The organism is Micromonospora sp. CA-263727 (genome assembly GCF_050942455.1).
Lineage (GTDB): Bacteria > Actinomycetota > Actinomycetes > Mycobacteriales > Micromonosporaceae > Micromonospora.
The window spans coordinates 3,791,426-3,810,067 of the sequence record NZ_CP192031.1 but is presented as its reverse complement, the minus strand read 5'-3'; the positions used below and the strand labels follow the sequence as shown (position 1 = coordinate 3,810,067).

18 protein-coding genes are annotated in these 18,642 nt (G+C 72.2%); 14 read left to right on the top strand and 4 right to left on the bottom strand.

What is annotated here, in order from left to right:
• The first annotated feature begins 48 nt into the window (after positions 1-48).
• Positions 49-624 (top strand): Dps family protein, encoded by a 576-nt coding sequence (locus ACQPYA_RS16745; RefSeq protein WP_433528017.1) that lies wholly within the window; start codon positions 49-51, stop codon positions 622-624.
• Between the two features lie 68 nt (positions 625-692).
• On the opposite strand, the gene ACQPYA_RS16740 is transcribed toward ACQPYA_RS16745, so the two are convergent.
• Positions 693-1,460 (bottom strand): FadR/GntR family transcriptional regulator, encoded by a 768-nt coding sequence (locus tag ACQPYA_RS16740; protein ID WP_433528016.1) that lies wholly within the window; start codon positions 1,458-1,460, stop codon positions 693-695.
• A gap of 190 nt (positions 1,461-1,650) precedes the next feature.
• Between ACQPYA_RS16740 and ACQPYA_RS16735 the strand changes: the two genes are divergently transcribed.
• The 8 genes from ACQPYA_RS16735 to ACQPYA_RS16700 all read left to right on the top strand — a co-directional run bounded on the left by ACQPYA_RS16735 (position 1,651) and on the right by ACQPYA_RS16700 (position 9,282).
• Positions 1,651-2,889: an ABC transporter substrate-binding protein gene (locus ACQPYA_RS16735; RefSeq protein WP_433528015.1), complete on the top strand. Its 1,239-nt coding sequence runs from the start codon at positions 1,651-1,653 to the stop codon at positions 2,887-2,889.
• Positions 2,890-2,960: 71 nt separating this feature from the next.
• A complete protein-coding gene (locus ACQPYA_RS16730; protein ID WP_433528014.1) occupies positions 2,961-3,908 on the top strand; it encodes a carbohydrate ABC transporter permease in 948 nt (315 codons plus the stop codon).
• A complete protein-coding gene (locus ACQPYA_RS16725) occupies positions 3,905-4,720 on the top strand; it encodes a carbohydrate ABC transporter permease (RefSeq protein WP_433528013.1) in 816 nt (271 codons plus the stop codon). The genes ACQPYA_RS16730 and ACQPYA_RS16725 overlap by 4 nt, the downstream gene beginning before the upstream one ends.
• 5 nt (positions 4,721-4,725) lie before the next feature.
• Complete coding sequence (gene dgoD, locus ACQPYA_RS16720) at positions 4,726-5,874, top strand: galactonate dehydratase (protein ID WP_433528012.1); 1,149 nt, start codon at positions 4,726-4,728, stop codon at positions 5,872-5,874.
• A gap of 2 nt (positions 5,875-5,876) precedes the next feature.
• On the top strand, positions 5,877-6,506 hold the full coding sequence (locus ACQPYA_RS16715; RefSeq protein WP_433528011.1) for a bifunctional 4-hydroxy-2-oxoglutarate aldolase/2-dehydro-3-deoxy-phosphogluconate aldolase: 630 nt from the start codon (positions 5,877-5,879) through the stop codon (positions 6,504-6,506).
• On the top strand, positions 6,503-7,456 hold the full coding sequence (locus ACQPYA_RS16710; protein ID WP_433528010.1) for a sugar kinase: 954 nt from the start codon (positions 6,503-6,505) through the stop codon (positions 7,454-7,456). Before ACQPYA_RS16715 ends, ACQPYA_RS16710 begins: the two co-directional genes overlap by 4 nt.
• A gap of 28 nt (positions 7,457-7,484) precedes the next feature.
• Positions 7,485-8,714: a D-mannonate dehydratase ManD gene (gene manD, locus ACQPYA_RS16705; RefSeq protein ID WP_433528009.1), complete on the top strand. Its 1,230-nt coding sequence runs from the start codon at positions 7,485-7,487 to the stop codon at positions 8,712-8,714.
• Positions 8,704-9,282 (top strand): gluconokinase, encoded by a 579-nt coding sequence (locus tag ACQPYA_RS16700; protein ID WP_433528008.1) that lies wholly within the window; start codon positions 8,704-8,706, stop codon positions 9,280-9,282. The genes manD and ACQPYA_RS16700 overlap by 11 nt, the downstream gene beginning before the upstream one ends.
• A gap of 44 nt (positions 9,283-9,326) precedes the next feature.
• Here ACQPYA_RS16700 and ACQPYA_RS16695 read toward each other — a convergent pair whose 3' ends face one another.
• Genes ACQPYA_RS16695 through ACQPYA_RS16685 form a run of 3 tightly spaced genes read right to left on the bottom strand, consistent with a single transcriptional unit; the run spans position 9,327 to position 11,391 of the window.
• Positions 9,327-9,548 carry a hypothetical protein gene (locus ACQPYA_RS16695; RefSeq protein ID WP_433528007.1) on the bottom strand — a complete coding sequence of 74 codons (222 nt, stop codon included), beginning with the start codon at positions 9,546-9,548 and terminating at the stop codon, positions 9,327-9,329.
• Between the two features lie 20 nt (positions 9,549-9,568).
• Positions 9,569-10,411 carry an ABC transporter permease gene (locus tag ACQPYA_RS16690; RefSeq protein WP_433528006.1) on the bottom strand — a complete coding sequence of 281 codons (843 nt, stop codon included), beginning with the start codon at positions 10,409-10,411 and terminating at the stop codon, positions 9,569-9,571.
• Positions 10,408-11,391, bottom strand: a complete 984-nt coding sequence (locus tag ACQPYA_RS16685) for an ABC transporter ATP-binding protein (protein WP_433528005.1) — start codon at positions 11,389-11,391, stop codon at positions 10,408-10,410. The genes ACQPYA_RS16690 and ACQPYA_RS16685 overlap by 4 nt, the downstream gene beginning before the upstream one ends.
• A 454-nt stretch (positions 11,392-11,845) precedes the next feature.
• Here ACQPYA_RS16685 and ACQPYA_RS16680 point away from each other — a divergent pair, with 454 nt between their 5' ends.
• The 5 genes from ACQPYA_RS16680 to ACQPYA_RS16660 all read left to right on the top strand — a co-directional run bounded on the left by ACQPYA_RS16680 (position 11,846) and on the right by ACQPYA_RS16660 (position 18,611).
• Complete coding sequence (locus ACQPYA_RS16680; RefSeq protein WP_433528004.1) at positions 11,846-13,999, top strand: TOMM precursor leader peptide-binding protein; 2,154 nt, start codon at positions 11,846-11,848, stop codon at positions 13,997-13,999.
• A gap of 56 nt (positions 14,000-14,055) precedes the next feature.
• Complete coding sequence (locus ACQPYA_RS16675; RefSeq protein WP_137781144.1) at positions 14,056-14,238, top strand: hypothetical protein; 183 nt, start codon at positions 14,056-14,058, stop codon at positions 14,236-14,238.
• A gap of 342 nt (positions 14,239-14,580) precedes the next feature.
• Entirely contained in the window at positions 14,581-14,766 is a 186-nt protein-coding gene (locus tag ACQPYA_RS16670; RefSeq protein ID WP_433528003.1) for a thiazolylpeptide-type bacteriocin, read from the top strand.
• Positions 14,767-14,854: 88 nt separating this feature from the next.
• On the top strand, positions 14,855-16,834 hold the full coding sequence (locus tag ACQPYA_RS16665) for a TOMM precursor leader peptide-binding protein (protein WP_433528002.1): 1,980 nt from the start codon (positions 14,855-14,857) through the stop codon (positions 16,832-16,834).
• A 10-nt stretch (positions 16,835-16,844) separates the two neighbouring features.
• Positions 16,845-18,611, top strand: a complete 1,767-nt coding sequence (locus tag ACQPYA_RS16660; RefSeq protein ID WP_433528001.1) for a SagB family peptide dehydrogenase — start codon at positions 16,845-16,847, stop codon at positions 18,609-18,611.
• Positions 18,612-18,642 lie beyond the last annotated feature (31 nt).

Genomic DNA, 18,642 nt, shown 5'->3' with positions numbered 1-18,642 from the left:
CCCCGCACCGGAAGCCCTCACCGATCCGACGTATCCGAGGAGGAGAGCATGACCCAGCAGAAGCAGCGGTCGGACAGCCAGCCCCGGCTGCACCAGCACGGCCGTGAGATCCAGGCGTTCGGCACCGTCCGGCAGTTGCCGGTCGCCCTCTCGTACGACGCGCGGATGTACTCGTGCGAGCGGCTGAACCGGATTCTCGCCGACACCCGCATCCTGCACTCGCTCTACAAGAAGCACCACTGGCTCATGCGTGGGCCGACCTTCTACCAGCTTCACCTGCTGCTCGACAAGCACGCGGACGAACAGCTCGAACTGGTCGACATGGTCGCCGAGCGGATCCAGACGCTGGGTGGGATCGCCGTGGGGGATCCGCGTCACGTGGCCGAGCTGACCCGGGTGCCGCGCCCGCCGGACGGGGCCGAGGAGGTGCCGGCGATGCTGTCGCGCCTGCTGGAGGCGCACGAGACGATCCTCACCGACGCGCACGATGCGGCGGCCCGGGTGGCCGAGGGCGGTGACGACGGCAGCAACGACCTGCTGGTCTCGAACGTGATCCGCACCAACGAACTACAGACCTGGTTCATCGCCGAACACCTGGTGGAGACGCCGGTCGTGTCGATCTAGCGCCGCCCGCACCCAGTGCGCGTCCGGTTGCGCGACGCCTCCGGGGCACCGAGTTCCTGCACGTCCGTTCAGGCCGGGTTCGGCTCGGCGGTGCGCTCCTGCTCCCAGATCGAGGACATCTCTTCGAACGCGTGTTCCATGATTTCCACCATGGCGCGGCGGGCGGTCTCCCCGTCGCGGCGCTGGATCGACTGGGCGACGTCCGCGTGCAGTTGAAGTGCCTGCTCGTGCGGGTGGTGTGGCATGAGGTGGTAGTGGTGGCGGCCGATGAGCACCTCGGCGACCAGGTTCTGTAGCTTGACGAACATCTCGTTGCCGGAGGCGCGGAGCACCCGCTGGTGGAACTCGATGTCGAGGCCGAGGAAGCGTTCCTCGTCGCCGGCCTTGCCGGCGGCCCACATCTTGGCGGCGAGGCCGACCAGCTCACTCGCCTCGTCGTGGTCGGCCCGGTGGGCGGCGAGCCAAGCGGCGTGCGGTTCCACGGCGGTGCGTAGCTCGGTGATCGAGCGGATCTGGGCGATGCGGCCGGTCGAGGCGAGTCGCCAGCGGATCACCTGGGGATCGAGGACGTTCCAGGCGTCGGCCGGCCGGATCATGACGCCAACCCGCCGGCGGGTCTCGATGAATCCCATGGACGCGAGCACCCGGAGGACCTCGCGGATCACCGAGCGGGACACCGCGTAGCGGTCGACCAGGTCGTCGATGTTGAGCACGGCTCCGGCCGTCAGGTCGCCGTCGCAGATGGCGGTGCCGAGATGATCGAGGACGCGTCCGTGTAGTCCGGCCTCGGCGGGGGCGGACTGGGTGGGAGCGACCCCGGGCAAGGGCGGATTCACGCGTCGGATCATATCAGTTAGGTCTCTCCCTTGTATAAGTCTGCTTTTTCGGCCTAGCATCCCGACGTTAAGCGGATGTAACAGGCCGAGGTCGCGCCCACCCCCCGAGGGTGGCGGCCAGGACAGTAAGGGAGAGACGGACGTGGGACGTCGATCGATAATCGGTACATCTCTGGCGGTGGTCGCCGCCATGACCCTCTCCGCCTGCGGCGGTGGTGACGACAGCGGTAGCTCGGACACCGTGCGGGTGACGCTGGTCAACCACGTCTGGACCGAGAACATCCGGAAGGCGCTGCCGGAGTTCGAGAAGCAGACCGGCCTCAAGGTCGAGGTCACCCAGCTCGGCGAGGACCAGCTGTCGGACCAGTACAACGTCAAGCTCAACGCCGGCTCCGGCGACATCGACGTGATGATGTACCGCCCGTTGCAGGAGGGGCGGCTGTTCGCCAAGAACAAGTACCTCGCCGACCTGACCGACAAGGCCAAGGGCAGCGCCGACTTCGACTTCGGCGACTTCCAGGCCGCGCCGGTGGGCGCCACCACCTACGACGACAAGGTGGTCGGTATCCCGATCATCACCGAGCAGCAGGTCCTCTACTACCGCAAGGACCTGCTGGAGAAGTCCGGCTTCACCGCCCCGCCGGCCACCCTCGACGAGCTCAAGGCACAGGCCGCGAAGATCCAGGCGGACAACCCGGGCGTGGCGGGCTTCGTCTCGCGGACCGGTAAGGCCGCCGCCGTCACCCAGTTCTCCAGCTTCCTCTACAGCTTCGGTGGCGACTTCGTCGACGCCTCGGGCAAGGCGGCGGTCAACAGCGACGCGGCCAAGCAGGCGTACGCGTACTACGGCGGGCTGCTGCGCGAGCACGGCCCGGCCAACATCAGCACCGACATGAGCTGGTCCGAGGCGATGGCGATCTTCACCCAGGGGCAGGCGGCCTTCTACACCGAGGCCAACTCGCTCTACAAGAACGCCACCGACCCGAGCAAGTCGAAGGTCTCCGAGACCGTCGGGTTCGCGCCCTTCCCGGCCGGCCCGGCCGGCTCGAAGCCGTACAACGTCCCCTCCTGGGGTCTGGCGATCAACGACGCCTCGAAGAACCAGAGCAACGCCTGGAAGTTCATCGAGTGGGCGGCCGGCAAGGAGCAGACGCTGGCGCAGCAGAAGGCCGGCGTGCCCGGCGCCCGTACCTCGGTCTGGGAGAACCCCGAGGGCATCGCGACCTACCCGAAGGACATGGCCGACGCGATCACGGTGAGCCTGGCCAACGGTGTGGGCCACGACCGGCCGGTGGTCGAGCGGGTGGCGCAGGCCCGGGAGATCGTCGGGCAGCCGATCGTCGACACCATCACCGGTAAGGACGCCGCGGCCGCGGCGGAGACCGCCAACCAGGGGTTCCAGAAGTTCCTGGACGACGAGGCCCGCTGAGTCCGGGCGCGGGGGTGGTGGGGCGGAGAAGCCCCGCCACCCCCGTCCGGCCTCCCCACCACGGAGATCTGATGCCAGCTGTAACCGCCCCCAGCAGAGCGCCCCGCGGCGCCTCCGTCATGCCCGACACGCCCGGCTGGGCGCGTTGGGCCAACGACCATCGCAAGTGGCTCTTCGCGGCCCCGGCCATGGCCTTCGTCGCCGCGCTGATCATCTTCCCGCTCGCCTGGACCGGATACCTCAGCCTGACCGACTCCTCGGGCTCGGTCCGCGCCGAGTCGGAGTTCATCGGCTTCCGGAACTACCTCGACGTGCTCGGCGACACCGACCGGTTCTGGCCCGCCGTGGCGCGGACCGTGGCGTTCACCGGCGTCGCGCTGCTCTTCGAGGTCGTCCTCGGCATGGCGATCGCGCTGCTGCTGTGGCGGCCGTTCCGGGGCGAGAAGTGGGTGCGGGTCGCCATCCTGCTGCCGCTGGTCGCCACCCCGGTCGCCGTCGGCATGATGTGGCGGCTCATCTTCGACCCCAACATCGGCCTCGCCAACCAGGCGCTCGGCTGGGTCGGCATCGGCCCGCAGCCCTGGCTGGCCGGGCAGCACACCGCGCTGCCCACCACCATCTTCATCGACATCTGGCAGTGGACGCCGATGGTGGTGCTGATCCTGCTCGCCGGACTGACCTCGCTCTCCGACGAGCCGCAGGAAGCGGCGATGATCGACGGCGCCAGCGCCTGGCAGCGCTTCCGGCACGTCACCCTGCCGCTGCTGATGCCGACCGTGATCGTCGCGATCCTGCTGCGCGGCATCGACGCGCTGAAGACCTTCGACATCCTCTACGCCACCAAGGGCCGCGGCGGCGGTTCGTTCAACGAGGTGGAGACCCTCAACGTGTACGCCTACGGCCTGAGCTTCGACTACAACGAGTACGGCCTCTCCTCGACGGTGCTGATCCTGTTCTTCCTGATCATCATCGGCGCGATGTGGGCGCTCACCGCCCGCCGGAAGGAGGCGGGGCGATGAAGCCGAGCACCGGGTTCCGGGCCTTCCGCGCGGTGGCGCTGGTCGTGGTGGTGCTGTCGCTGGTGGCGCCGCTGCTCTGGATGGTCGCCGCGTCGTTCAAGACCAACGTCGACATCTACGACTCCAGCAAGGCGCTGTTCTTCACGCCCACCCTGGGCAACTACGACACCGTCCTACAGCAGGCCAACTACGTCCAGTTCATCGTCAACAGCCTCTGGGTGGCCTTCGCGGCGACCGTGTTGTCGTTGCTGCTCGGCGTGCCGGCCGCGTACTCGATGAGCCGCTTCAACATGAAGAAGTCGGCGCTCGTGGTGCTCATGGCCCGGGTCATCCCCGGCGTCTCGCTGCTCGTGCCCTGGTACTACGTCTTCTCGAACCTGCGCCTGGTCGGCGGCTTCAGCGTGCTGATCCTGAGCCACATGTTCGTGTCGCTGCCGCTGATCGTCTACATCATGATGGGCTACTTCGACGGCCTGCCGGAGGAGTTGGAGGAGGCGGCGCTCGTCGACGGGCTGACCCACATCGGCGCGTTCCGCCGGATCACCCTGCCGCTCTCCGTCCCCGGCATCGCCACCGCCGGCATCCTGTCCTTCATCTTCTCCTGGAACAACTTCATGTTCGCCCTGGTGCTCTCGGGCGCGAGCACGAAGACCCTGCCCGTGGCGATCTTCGACTTCGTCGGCTACGCCAGCATCGACTGGGGCGGCCTGATGGCGGCGACCACCGTGGTCACCCTGCCGATCATGGTCATCGCCCTGTTCGTGCAGAAGTACATCGTTTCCGGGCTCACCGCCGGCGCGACGAAGGGCTGACCGAGATGACGACTATTTCCCGGGTCGAGACCTTCCTCGTCGCGCCCCGCTGGCTGTTCGTCCGGGTGGAGACCGTCGACGGGATCGTCGGCTGGGGCGAGGCGACCTGCGAGGGCCGCTCGGAGACCGTACGCACCGCCGTGGCGCAGCTCAGCGAGCTGTTGATCGGCCGGGACGCGCTGCGCATCGAGGACCACTGGCAGGTGATGACCAAGGGCTCCTTCTACCGGGGCGGCCCGATCCTGGCCAGCGCGGTCGCCGGCCTGGACCAGGCACTGTGGGACATCGCCGGCAAGCGGTACGGCGCCCCCGTGCACCAGCTGCTCGGCGGCCCCGTCCGGGACCGGATCCGGGTCTACGGCTGGGTCGGCGGCGACGAACCCAGCGAGGTCCGCGAGCAGATCGCCGCCCGGGTGGAGGCCGGCCTGACCGCCGTGAAGATGAACGCCTCCGGGCGGATGAGCCCGGTCGCCTCCGTCGCCGAACTCGACGCGGTGGTGCAGCGGGTGGCCGCCGCCCGCGAGGTGCTCGGCGACGACCGCGACGTGGCCGTGGACTTCCACGGCCGGTTCACCCTGGCCAACGCCCGCCGGGTGGCGCCCCTGCTGGAGCCGTACCGGCCGTTCTTCCTGGAGGAGCCGGTGGTGCCGGAGAACTCCCACCTGATCGGCGAGTTCGTCCGCTGCACCAGCACGCCGGTGTCGACGGGGGAGCGGCTCTACAACCGGCAGGAGTTCCTGCCCGTGCTCCAGGCCGGCATCGCGGTGGCCCAGCCGGACCTGTCACATGCCGGCGGCATCACCGAGGTACGCAAGATCGCCGCGCTGGCGGAGGTCTACGACGTGCAGCTGGCCCCGCACTGCCCGCTCGGCCCGATCGCCCTGGCCGCCTGTCTCCAGGTCGGCTTCGCCACGCCGAACTACCTGATCCAGGAACAGAGCATCGGCATCCACTACAACCTCGGCGCCGAGGTGCTCGACTACTGCGTCGACCCCGAGCCGCTGACCTTCGTCGACGGCCACGTCCAGCGACTGACCGCGCCGGGGCTGGGCATCGAGATCGACGAGCAGGCGGTACGCGCGGCCGACAAGCGCGGCCACGCCTGGCGCAGCCCCACCTTCCGGCACCCCGACGGCTCCTACGCGGAATGGTGATCATGACCCTCGACCTCACCGCCGAACTCGCCGCGACCCGCCTGATGGCGGTCATCCGCGGCACCGACACCGCCGCCGCCATCGCGGCCGGCACCGCCCTACTCGCCGAGGGCGTCTCGATCGTCGAGGTGGCCCTGACCACCCCCGGCGCCTGCGCGGCCATCGAGGCGATCCGGGCCACCGCGCCGGAGGGCGCACTCGTCGGCGCGGGCACCGTGCTGACCACCGCCGACGTCGCCGACGTGGCCGCCGCCGGGGCCCAGTTCGTGGTCACCCCGGCCGTGGTCGAGTCGATCGGCGAGGCGGTCCGCCGGGGCCTGCCGGTCGCTGCCGGCGCGCTCACCCCCACCGAGGCGTACACGGCGGTGCGGCTCGGGGCCAGCGCCGTCAAGCTCTTCCCCGCCTCGGTGGGCGGCCCGGCGTACCTGAAGGCGGTGCGCGACCCGTTCCCGGACATCCCGTTCGTCGCGGTCGGCGGGGTGGGCCTGGCCGACCTGCCCGGCTACCTCGCGGCCGGCGCGATCGCGGTCGGGGTCGGCGGCCCGCTGGTCGGCGACGCCGCCTCCGGTGGCGACCTCGACGCCCTGCGGGAACGGGCCCGCGCCTACCTCGCGGCGGTCGGTACCTCGTGAGCGCCGTTGACCTGTTGACCGTCGGCGAGGCGCTGGTGTCGCTGCGGTCGCCCGGCCCGCTGGCCACCGGCGGGCCGCTGACCATGCACCTGGCCGGCGCGGAGTGCAATGTGGCGATCGGCCTCGCCCGGCTCGGTCACCGCGCCGCCTGGGTCGGCCGGGTCAGCGGCGACGAGCTGGGCGAGTTCGTGCTGCGCCAGCTGCGCGCCGAGGGGGTCGGCACCGCCGGGGCCCGCCGGGACCCGGACCGCTCCGCCGGCCTGATGTTCCTGGAGCGGCGCACCGCCGACGTGACCCGGGTCGGGTACCACCGGACCGGCTCGGCCGGGTCGGCGCTGGGCGTGGCCGACCTGCGCGAGCCGCTCGCGGCCGGGGCCCGGGTGCTGCACCTGACCGGGATCACCCCGGCGCTCTCCGACAGCGCCCGCGCGGCGGTGACCTGGGCGGCGCGGGAGGCCGCGCAGGCGGGCACGTCCGTCTCGCTCGACGTCAACTACCGGTCCCGGCTCTGGTCCCGGGAGGCGGCCCGCGCCACCCTGACCCCGCTGGCCGGGTACGCGTCGGTCGTGGTCGCCTCCGCCGACGAACTGGACCTGGTCGCCGAGCCCGACGCCGGCGAGGCCAGCGCGGCTGCCGGCCTGCTCCGGCGCGGTGTGCGCACGGTGCTGGTCAAGCTCGGCGCCGACGGGGCCCGCGCGTACACCCGTGACGGTGTCACGCAGGTCGACGCGGTGCCGGTCACCGCCGTGGACACCGTCGGCGCGGGCGACGCCTTCACCGCCGGCTACCTCTCCGGTCACCTCGACGGGCTGGATCTCGTCGACCGGCTCCGGCGCGCGGTGGCGCTCGGGGCCTTCGCGGTCGCCGCGCACGGCGACTGGGAGGGCCTGCCCCGCCGCGACGAGTTGTCCCTCATCACCGGCAGCGCCGCCGGCACCACCCTTCGCTGAGCACCACCCGCGAGAAAGGCACCCCCTCGTGAAGATCGTCGCCGCAGACGTCATCGTCTCCAGTCCGGACCGGAACTTCGTCACCTTGAAGATCACCACCGAGGATGGCATCACCGGCCTGGGCGACGGCACCCTCAACGGGCGCGAGCTCTCCGTCGCCTCGTACCTGCGGGACCACGTGGTGCCGTTGCTGCTCGGCCGGGACGCGCACCGCATCGAGGACGCCTGGCAGTTCCTCTACCGCTCGGCGTACTGGCGGCGGGGGCCGGTGACCATGGCCGCCATCGCCGCGGTCGACGTCGCGCTCTGGGACATCAAGGCCAAGGCCGCCGGCATGCCGCTCTACCAGCTGCTCGGCGGCGCGTCGCGCAACGGCATCATGGCGTACGGGCACGCCTCCGGCCGGGACCTGCCGGAGCTGTTCGACTCGATCCGGGCGCACCTCGAACTCGGCTTCAGGTCGATCCGGGTGCAGACCTCGGTGCCCGGCATCAACGCCGTGTACGGGGTCGCCGCCCAGCCCAGCACCGGCGGCAAGCGCTACGACTACGAGCCGGCCCAGCGCACCCCGCTGCCGGCCGAGGAGGACTGGGACACCCGGGCGTACCTGCGCCACCTGCCCGGCGTCTTCGAGGCGGTCCGCGGCGAGTTCGGCCCGGAACTGCCGCTGCTGCACGACGGCCACCACCGGATGACCCCGATCCAGGCCGCCAAGCTGGGCAAGGCCCTCGAACCGTACGACCTGTTCTGGTTGGAGGACTGCACCCCGGCGGAGAACCAGGAGGCGCTGCGGCTGGTCCGCCAGCACACCACCACGCCGCTGGCCATCGGCGAGGTCTTCAACACGGTGTGGGACTACCAGACCCTGATCCGGGAGCAGCTGATCGACTACGTGCGCTCCGCGGTCACCCACACCGGCGGCATCACCGCGATGCGCAAGCTGCTCGACTTCGCCGCCCAGTACCAGATCAAGTCGGGCATCCACGGCCCGACCGACATCTCGCCGGTCGGCATGGCCGCCGCGCTCCACCTGGACCTGGCCATCCACAACTTCGGCATCCAGGAGTACATGCGGCACGGGCCGCTCACCGACGAGGTGTTCCGCCAGTCGTTCACCTTCACCGACGGCTACCTGCACCCGGGCGACCAGCCCGGCATCGGCGTGGAACTGGACGAGGAGGCCGCCGCCCGGTTCCCGTACCAGCCGGCGTACCTGCCGTTCAACCGGCTGATGGACGGGACGGTCCATGACTGGTGAGCCGTCGACCCGGCATGTCGTGGTGATGGGGGTCTCCGGCGCGGGCAAGACCACCGTGGCCCGGGGCATCGCCGCGCTGACCGGGCTGGCCTTCGCCGAGGCCGACGAGTTCCACTCCGAGGCCAACGTGGCGCGGATGCGGGCCGGCGTGCCGCTGGACGACGACGACCGCTGGCCGTGGCTGCGGGCCCTGGCCGGGTGGATGGCCGACCGGCACCGGGAGGGCGTGTCGACGGTGCTGGCCTGCTCGGCGCTGAAGCGCTCCTACCGGGACGTGCTGCGGCAGGGCCCGCCGAGCGTGGACTTCGTGCATTTGGCGGGGCCGACCGAGGTCATCCGGGAACGGATGTCCCTGCGCTCCGACCACTACATGCCGGCGAGCCTGCTCGACTCGCAGACCGCGACCCTGGAACCGCTCTGGCCGGACGAGCGGGGGGTCGTCCTCGACCTCCGGCTCGCCACGGAGGCGTTGATCGTCGCGGGGGTCGAGCGGCTCGGCCTGCCGGTGCCGCGGGTCGCGTCCGGAGTGCCGACGCCGCGTGAGCCGTACGCTCCGGATCGCCGGTGACAGGTGGGCGGCGGCCCGGTCGGAAAGGCCCGGGTCGCCGCCGCTCAGCGTTCCGGGTGGCGACGGACGAAGTCCTGGTACGTCTCGTTGGCGAGCTCGATCTCGCGCAGCTCCGCCCGGCGGATCTGGGCCGCCGACCGGGCGCGGGCCAGCCGCAGCTCGTGACGGCGATCCCGGATCCGGGACCAGCCCCGCACCGCCGCCCAGGCGATCCAGCCACCCGTGGCGATCAGACCGGTCAGTGCGAATGCGAGCAGGAAATCCATCTCCACGTCCCTTCCGGCGGTCAGCTGACGTCCCGACGCGCCGCCAGCCAACTGCCCAGCCCGAACATGAGCAGGGTGTAGCCGAGCAGGACGAGGGCGGGCAACAGGGCGCCGGAGGATTCCACCACCCCGGGCGTGCCCCCGTCGAACTGGGAGCGGGCGCCCAACGCGCCGGCCAGTGCCCCGGAACTGGGGGCCAGCAGGATCTGCTGCACCACCTTCAGGGGGCTCAGCACCAGGGCCAGCCCGCTGATCGCGTTCTCCAGCACCAGCGTCCAGACCAGACCGACCGCGATCGCGGTCGCGGTGCTGCGGAAGGCGATCGCGAGGAACCAGCCGACACTCGCGTGCGCGGTGCAGATCAGCCAGGCCGCGACCACCGCCCCGGCCAGCTCCGCGGCCGGCGGCCAGCCGGCGGCACGCCCCTCGACCACCCCGAGCACTCCGGTGACCAGCGCCAGCGCGCCGAACGTGAGCACCGCGATCAGCAGGGTCAGGCCAGCGAGGACGACCGCGTGCCCGGCCAGCACCTGCCCGCGTCGGGGCCGCTGCGTGAAGATCAGGTTCAGCGTCCCCCAGCGGTACTCGTTCCCCACCACCAGCGCGCCGAGGATGACCACGATGGCGCCGCCGAAGAGCGGGAAGAGCCCGATCCCGGTGGTGACCAACTGGCCCGGCAGGACGGCGGCGAGCAGGGACTCGGCCGCGTCGGCCTGCTCCGGGTCGCCGGCCAGCGCCAGGTGCACGAGGTACGGGATGCCGATGCCGAACGCGATGGCGAGGATCGTCCAGGTCGCGGTGATCGTCCACACCGCCGGCCGCCGGCGGTCGGCGAACCAGGCGGCCCGCACCGAGGCGATCATCGGTTGACTCCCGTCGCAACGTGCGGCCGGCCGGTCGGCTCGGCGGTCGGGTCCGCGGCCTCGGCGTCGGATCGTTGCGCCGCGGTCAGTTCCAGGAATGCCTCCTCCAGCGAGTGACGCACCGGGCGTAGCTCCCGTACGTCGATGCCGGCGGTCACCAGCCGGCGGTTGAGTTCGGCGGCCAGCGCCGGATCGGCGGTGACCCGCAGCCGCCCGTCGACCGGTTCCACCATCCGGACCCCGTCGTGTTCGCGCAGGCAGGCGACGGCCCGCTCCACCGGCTCGGCGTCGATCAGCAGCGTCCCGGCGCCCAGCGCTCCGCGCAGCTCGTCGGGCGTGCCCTCGCCGACCAGCCGGCCGGCGTCGATCACCGCGATCCGGTCGCAGACCTGCTCGACCTCGGCGAGGACGTGACTGGACAGCAGTACGGTGTGGCCCCGCTGCCCGAGTGAGCGCAGCAACTCCCGCATCTCGGAGACGCCGGCCGGATCGAGGCCGTTGGTCGGCTCGTCCAGGATCAGCAGGCTCGGCTCCTTGAGCAGCGCGGCGGCCACCCCCAGCCGCTGCTTCATGCCCAGTGAGTAGGTGCGGAACGGTGATCCGGCCCGCTCGCTGAGGCGTACCTCGGCCAGCACCCGGTCGGCGGTGCTGTCCGGCACGCCCGCGTACCGGGCCGCCAGCCGCAGGTTGTCCCGGCCGGACAGATGCGGGTAGAAGGCCGGCGACTCGATCAGGGCGCCCACCCGGGCCAGCTGGTCCGGGGTGCCGGGCGGTTGTCCCAGCACCCGGATGCGCCCGCTGCTCGGCCGGACGAGCCCGACCAGCATTCGCATGGTGGTGGTCTTGCCGGCCCCGTTCGGCCCGAGGAAGCCGAGCACCTCGCCCTCCCGCACCCGTAGGCCGAGGCGGTCGACCGCCGTGACCCCACCCGGATAACGCTTGGTGACGCCATCCAGTTCGATGGCGAAACGGTCGGCCATCAACGGAACGCCGTAACCGGAAAATCGGGCAGAGGGGACCCGCCGAGGAGGTTTCTCCGAATGTTCATGTGAGAGCGTCTCAAATTTTCTGCCGCCACTCTGGGTTGCTTGCACGTCACCAATTAACTGTCCGTAAAGTCGAGCGGGCAGGGGCAATGAAAACGCTCCCGCCGCCGGGTGCGCCGCGGCCGACGGCCATGCCCTGGTCAGCTCCCGGCGTGGGGTGTCTGACCTGGGGCAGGCCGACGGCCGCCCACAGGGTAGCGGAGGTCGATCCGGGCCGGAAGTCCCGGACTGGGCGGCTGAACGTACGTTTTGTCTTAGCCGCAGCTCACGGCCACAATATTCATCTGCAACATTACCTTTTTTGAAAGAGTTTGTTGACTCGCGAGTTGACCTTGGGCAGCATGTACTCACTTTCGTGACTGTCGACGTCGATGCCATAGGAGCCCAGATGAGCGTGTCGCCGGACGGCGGGAAGACTCTCGGAATGCGGCCGAAGCTCCGGCACGACGTGGTCTTCCTGGACGCCCCCGCCGGCGCGTACCTACGCGGTCCGGACAGCGCCTTCCTGATCAAAGGCAAGACGGCCTTCCGCTGGTTGACCTCGCTGAGCCCGTACCTCACCGGCGAACACACCCTCGCCCAGCTCACCGACACCCTCGAACCGGCGCAGCGGCAGACCGTGCTCACCCTGGTCCGCGCGCTGCTCGCCCGCGGTTTCGCCAAGGACGCGGGCGACCGTAGCGAACTGGCCGAGCCGCTGGCCCGCCGGTTCGCCGCCCAGATCGAGTTCGTCGACCACTTCGCCGACGACCCCACGGGCCGGTTCCTGCGGTTCCACCAGGCCCGGGTGGCGCTGGGCGGCGAGGGAGCGGCCCTGCTCGCGGCGGCCGGCGGCCTGCTCCGCAACGGATGCGTGGCGCTGGACCTGTACCCGGACGACGACCCCGGCCGGTACGCCGAGGCGCTGCGCCCCGACCTGGCGGAGCTGCACGCCGACGGGGTGCCGGCGCAGGTCACCGTCCACTCCGGAGCGCTGACCGTCGCCGGCGCGGACGCGGTGGTCTACTGCGCGGGGCCGGCTGGCCTGGCCCGCCTCGCCGAGCTGGCCCGCGCCTGCCACCGGGACGGGCCACTGCTGGTGCCGGTGATCTGGGACGACGACCGCGCGGTGGTCGGGCCGACCGTGGCGGCGGGGCAGACGCCCTGCTGGCTCTGCGCCCAACTGCGGCTCACCGCCGCCGCCGACCCGGCCGCCTCGGCCGACTTCTGGCGTCACCTCGCCGTCGGGCCTGTCGGCATCGAGTCCGGCGCGTCGGGAAGCCTGCCCGAGGTGACCGGGCGGATGCTCGGCAACGCGGCCGCGTTCGAACTGTTCCGGGCGCTGACCGGCGCCCTCGCGCCGGACACCGCCGCCGGGGTGCTCCTGCTCGACGCGACCACCCTGGAATCCACCCGGGAACGGGTGCTGCCGCACCCCGGTTGCCCGGTCTGCCGGCACGTCGAGGTGCCCGCGGCCGGGCCCTCCGACGGGTCGGACGACGACACGTACCAGCGCGCCGAGGTCCTCGTGGCGCCGAACGCCGGAGTCTTCACCCGGTTCGTCGACGACCCGTTGGAGCAGGCGCCGTTGAAGACGGCCCGGTTGCGGCTGCCCGGCCGGCGCGGGCCACGCGAGGTGAGCGCCTTCGACGTACACACCGTGATGGGCGCCCGGCTGGCCGCGTACCGGGTGGCGATCCGTGACCACGCCGGCCGGTACGCCGACCCGCCCGGCGCGGTGTCGGCGTCCGCGGCCGAACTGCGCGACCGCGGCGAGCACCCGGTGCCGTGGACGCAGCTGGACACGGCGGTCGGCGGGCCGCCCGACGACCCGCGGCGGCGATGGCTGCCCGCCACCGTGCTGGGCCGCGAGGAACGGCTCTGGGTGCCCGCCGCCCTGGCCCTGCCGGCCAGTGGCCGCAGCGCCGAAGACTGGGTCGAGCCGACCGTGGCCGGCGCGGCGGTCGCCGCCACCCTCGACGGCGTGATCGACCGGGGCCTGGCCGACGCGCTCGCCTACCACGCGCTGACCGGCGCCATCCGCGGCCGGTCCGGGCTGCGCGTGGTGAGCGAGGAGGAACTGGTCCACGACGAGGAGACCGCCTTCGTGGTCAAGGCGGCGCACCGCCTCGGCTGCCGGCTGACGGTCCTGGCGCTGGCCGGCGCCGCGCCGGCCCACGCGATGCTCGCCGTCACCGAGCTGCCCGGCGGCGACCGCCGCTGGGCGCTGGCCGGCGGGTTCGACCCGGTCGCCACCCGACTGGCCGCCGCGCTGGACGCGGTGGGACGCGTCCAGGTGCGGCACTTCGAGGGGATCGACGCCGACCTCGGCGACCCGGTGCTGCGGGACTTCGATCCGGCGACGCTCACCGCCGGCGACGCCGCGACCGCTGACCCGCACGCCGCCCCGGCCGGCACCGACCGGGCGGCGGTGCTGGCGGCGCTGGCCGAGCGGTCGATCAGCGCCCTGCTGGTCGAGACGACCACCCGGGACATCCGGGCCAGCGGGGCGTTCCGCAGCGGCGTGGTCCTGCTGCGTCACCACGGCCGTCCGGCCGAGTAGAAGCCACCACAGCAAGTGCTCCGGCGAGGCACGCACCACGGAAAGGAGGTGGAAACATGCCGATCACCCTGAACGACGAGCTCCGCGAGCTGGAGACCGAGACCTTCGAGATCGAGGAGATCGAGGACGGCGCCGAGGCGCTGGCGGCGACCAGCTCCAGCTGCTCCTGCTCCAGCTGCTGTAGTTGCAGCACGTCCAGCTGCTGTAGTTGCAGCACCAGCTGCTCCAGCTGCGGCTGAGCTGGGTGAGCGGGGTTGACCCCCGACGCCGATGACCCTCCCGTCCTGGTGGGACCGCAACACGATCCATCCGCCGCCGGCCCACACCGGCGAGCAGCCCCTGCGTGCCTCCGCTGGATCCACCGTGGTGGTGCGGTCACCGACCACAGACGACTGGCGTCGACCCGGCTCAAGGAGACGTCCCGTGCCGAACCAAACCCCGACATCCGCTTCGTTACCCGATTCGGTCCGCAGTGAACATCGCGATCTGCCGACCTGCGCCAGCTGAGCCACCGCGACGCCGGACGTTCCGGACGCCCGGCGCGACGGTGGTCCGTGTCACCCGAGGGGAGGTGTACTCACATGCCGGAACTCACTGACGAACTGCGCACGCTGGAGACCGAGACGTTCGAGATCGAGGACGTCGACGCCATCGACACGATGGTCATGGCCTGGTCCAGCTCCAGCTGCTCGTGCTCCAGCTGTTGCAGCTGTAGCACGTCGAGCTGTTGCAGCAGCAGCACCAGCACCGGTTGCGGCGGCGGGTAGGCCGCCCATCCTCGTCCCCGCCGGCGCTCCACGTCGGCGGGGCACCCGGTCCCCGCCCCCACCGCACGACCGCAGACAGGTGAACCGCATGATCGTCGACGTCCGGACCACCTCCACCGGGTGGGACAGCAGCCTCAAACAGCTCGGCGAGGCGCTCCACGAGCGACGCCAGGACCGCGCGCACCCGCCGGGCCCGACGCCGCTCGACGGGGTCACCGTACGCATCGCCGCCCTGGGCCTGACCGACGCGAACCGCGACGGCGCCGAGGCGGTTCCCGGCGGCGACGTGGTGCCGATCTGGCTGCACGGCGCCACCGCGCTGGTCGGCCCCCGCTGGTCCGCGACGCCCGACCTCGCGCAGCGCGTCGAGACCGGCCCCGCGCCGGGCCCCTGCCCGCTCTGCGTGCAGCGGCGCTGGCAGGCCATCCGGGTACGCGAGGAGCGGCACGCCCTGGAACAGGGCGCCCGGGTCGGCGCCGTCGCCGCGCTGCCCCACCTGACGCCGTTCGCCGTCGACGCGCTCTGGCCCCTGCTGCTCGCCGCCGCCCGGCCCGGTCCCGAGCGGCCCGGTGTCGGCCGGCTGTGGCAGCTGCGGATGGACACCCTGGAGACCACCGTCGTCGCGGTGCTGGTCGACTCCGAGTGCCCGGCCTGCGCCCGTACCCGCCCGGACAGCGCCGAGGCCGCGCTCCTCGCGCTGACCAGCCGGCCCAAGCCGGATCCGTCCAGGTACCGGCTGCGCTCCGCCGGTGAGCTCGACCTCCCGGTGACCGCGCTGGCCAACCCGGTCGCCGGCGCGCTGGGCGGCACCGCGCTACGCGCCTACAACGCCACCGCCACCGCGCCGGTGACCGGCTACTTCCGGGTCCGCAGCCGCTACGACCTGCACGAGATGTGGTGGAGCGGGCACGCCAACAGCTATGGCAGCAGCGAGACGTACGCCCTGCTGGAGGGGCTGGAGCGGTATGCCGGCCAGTTCCCCCGGGCCAAGACGACCACGGTCTTCGACAGCTACGCCAACCTCGCCCCGCACGCCCTCGACCCGGCCGGCCTGGGCTACCACCCGGCCTTCTACCAGGGCCACGGGCAGCACTACATCCCCTACTCGCCGGCCGAGCCGATGCACTGGGTCTGGGGGTACTCGCTGCGCGACCGCGAGCCCCGGCTCGTGCCCGAGCAACTCGTGTACTACCTGGACCGGCGCACCGACCAGCGCAAGTTCGTCCAGGAGTGCTCCAACGGCTGCGCCAGCGGCAGCTGCCCGGAGGAGGCGCTGCTGCACGGCATGCTCGAACTGGTCGAACGGGACGCCTTCCTGCTCGGCTGGTACGGCTCGGCGCGGCAGGCCGAGATCGACCCCGCTACCTGCCGCGACGAGTCGGTGCACTTCATGATCGACCGGGTGGACCTGCTCGGGTACGACCTGCGCCTCTTCGACACCCGGGCCGACCTGCCCGTCCCGGTGGTCACCGCGGTCGCGGTCAAGCGCGGCGACGGGCTCGGCCAGCTCTGTTTCGCCGCCGGCGCCAGCCTCGACCCCGACGACGCGGTCCGGGCGGCGGTCTGCGAGACGGCGTCCTACGTCCCCGGTTTCGACGAGCGGGTCGCCGCCAGCGAGCCGGCGCTGCGGGAGATGACCCGGGACTACACCAGAGTCACCGAACTCAGCCACCATGCCCTGCTGTACGGGCTGCCGGAGATGACCCGGCACGCCCGGTTCCTCTTCGACGACCCGCCGCTGCGGTCGATGACCGAGCTGTACGGAGACTGGCTGGCCACCCGGCCGACCAACGACGACCTGCGCGCCGACGTGGAGTACCTCTGCGGGCTGATCTCCGGCCTCGGTGGCGACGTCCTCGCCGTCGACCAGACCTGCCCGGAGCAGGAGATCGCCGGGGTGCACACGATGGCGCTGGTGGCCCCCGCCCTGGTCCCGATCGACTTCGGCTGGCAGCGGCAACGGGTGCTGCACGGCGACCGCCTGGAGCGCCACCTGGCCCGGGGCACGTCCGGACCCGACCGGCTCGGCGCCACCGGCCGCAACCTCCACCCGCACCCCTTCCCGTAGGAGCACCGCCATGCAGCAGGAGGCCCGCGACATCGTCCGGGACTACACCGAGGCGGTCTTCCGCCGGGCCCGGGTCCCGATGGAACCGCTCCACTTCGAGGTGGACTGGGTCGACCAGCCCTCCCGCCACACCGCGTACCCCGGCGCGCCCCGGGTGCCGCTGCCGACCGACCTGCCCGAGCTGCCCACCCTGCGCGACCTACTCACCCGGGCCGGACCGCCGGTGGCGGACGGATCCACCCGGGCCGGACCGCCGGTGGCGGACGGATCCACCCGGGCCGGACCGCCGGTGGCGGACGGGTGGTCGTTGGCGCGGCTGGCGACCCTGCTGCGACTGTCGTACGGGGTGCTCGACCGGCGGATGACCGTCAACTGGAACCAGGACGTCGCCAAGCGGGCGCACTTCGAGCACGCCGTCTGGGGGCGGGGCACCGCCTCCGGCGGCGGCATGTACCCGGTCGAGCTGTACCTGGTCGCCGGGGCGTCCGCACCGCTGCTGCCCGGCGTCTACCACTACGACACCGGCCGGCACCTGCTCCAGCGGCTGCTGCTCGGCGACGTCAGCGGCACCGTGCGGGCCGGGCTGGCCGCCGCCGAGGACGCCGACAGCTTCCTGCTGGCGACCATCAAGTTCTGGAAGAACTCGTTCAAGTACAACAGCTTCTGCTACCACGTGGTCACCCAGGACCTCGGCGCGTTGCTCGGCTCGTGGGACCTGCTGGCGTCCGCGCTCGGCGTACCGCTGCGCCGGCTGCTCTGCTTCGACCCGGCGCCGATGGACCGGCTGCTCGACTTCGACAGCGACGAGCAGAGCGTCTTCGCGGTCGTGCCGCTGCGCTGGACCACCGACCCGACCGGCGCGGGCGGCGGGTCCGCCACCGCCGGCGCGGTCGGTGCTGCCGACACGGCCGGCGCGGGCGACCCCATCCACGCGGCCGGCGCGGGTGCGGGCCAGGTCGCGGTGCCGGGCCCGCCGGCCGCGGAGGTCCGGGTCCGGTACACCGCGCACGAGCGTTCCCGCCGGGTACGCCAGTTTCCCGCCGTGACCGCGGTGCACCGGGCGGCGGCGGTCCCCGCCGTCATCACCCCGCAGGCCGTCACCGACGCGGCTCCCCGGGAGCTTCCCGGCGAGCCGGTGGCGCTGCCCGCACCCCGGCTCGACCGGCTGGACCGTCCCCTGTCGGCGGTGCTGGCCACCCGGACGAGCAGCTTCGGCCGGTTCCGCCGGCCGCCCGAGCTGACCGCCGCCGAACTCGGCACCACGCTCGCCTTCGCCGCCGCCGGCCGGCACCACCCGGCCGACGCCGGGCTGCCCGCGGACGCGCCGGCGCTGACCCGGCTCTGGGTCTTCGCCAACCACCTCGACGGCCTGGCCCCCGGCGGCTACGCCTACTGCCCGCGCCGGCACGCGCTGCTGCCATCCGGGCCGGAGCCCGACGGCGGGATGTCCGCCTTCCTGCAACAGCAGTACTTCCTGACCAACTACACGATGGGGCAGGTGGGGGCGGTGCTGGCCGTCGCCGGCCGGCGCGACGCGGTGCTCGACGCCTACGGCCCCCGGGGCTACCGGATCCTCAACGCCGAGATCGGCGCGGTGGCCCAGCGGGCCTACTGTGCGGCCACCGCCCAGCGGGTCGGCTGCGGCGCGGTGCTCGGCTTCGACAACGTCTCCATGGACACCGCCCTCGGGCTGGACGGCACCGACGAACGGACCGTGCTGTTCCTCCTCCTCGGGCGGCACCCGGACGCCACCGCCGACCTGGCGTACCGGCTGTGACGCCCCCGACCCGCGCCGACGCGCCGACGAA